Raw genomic sequence first — 477 nt, forward strand, 5'->3', positions numbered from 1 at the left:
GAAGGAGAAGGAGAAAAAAGAGAGAGAAAAGAGAAGAGGAGGAGGAAGAGGAAGAGAGGGAGAAGAGAAAGGGAAAGAGAAAGAGAGGGGGAGAAGAGGAGGGAGAAGGGGGAGGAGGAGAGGGGGGAGGGAAGAGAGGAGAGGGAAGGAGGGGGGAAGGAGGGGAAGGAGAAGAAGGGGAAGAAAAAGAGGGGGGAGGGGGGAGAGAAGGGGGAAAAGGAGGAAAAAGAGGGGAAGGGGGAAAAAGGGGGGAGGGGAAAAAGGAAGGAAGGGGAAAAAGGGGGAAGAAAAAGGGAAAGAGGAGAAAAGAAGAGGGAAAAAAAAGAGGAAAAAAGGAGAAGGGAAAAAGAGGAAGAAAGAAAAGGAGAAGAGGAAGGAGGAGAGAAGAAGGCAAAAAGGGGAAAAAGGGGAAAAGGAAAGTTCAAACCGCTGTCTTTCAATTGCGCAATGTTGCTGAATTTTTCCATAATATTCAAT

At 48.4% G+C, this 477-nt stretch carries 1 protein-coding gene; it reads left to right on the forward strand.

Annotated elements, in window-relative coordinates; genetic code table 11:
• A partial coding sequence (locus tag ACTHTY_RS11735; RefSeq protein ID WP_440367803.1) for a hypothetical protein occupies nucleotides 1-477 on the forward strand: 477 nt, incomplete at both ends.

Source organism: Neisseria sp. P0019.S002 (assembly GCF_051957155.1).
GTDB lineage: Bacteria > Pseudomonadota > Gammaproteobacteria > Burkholderiales > Neisseriaceae > Neisseria > Neisseria perflava.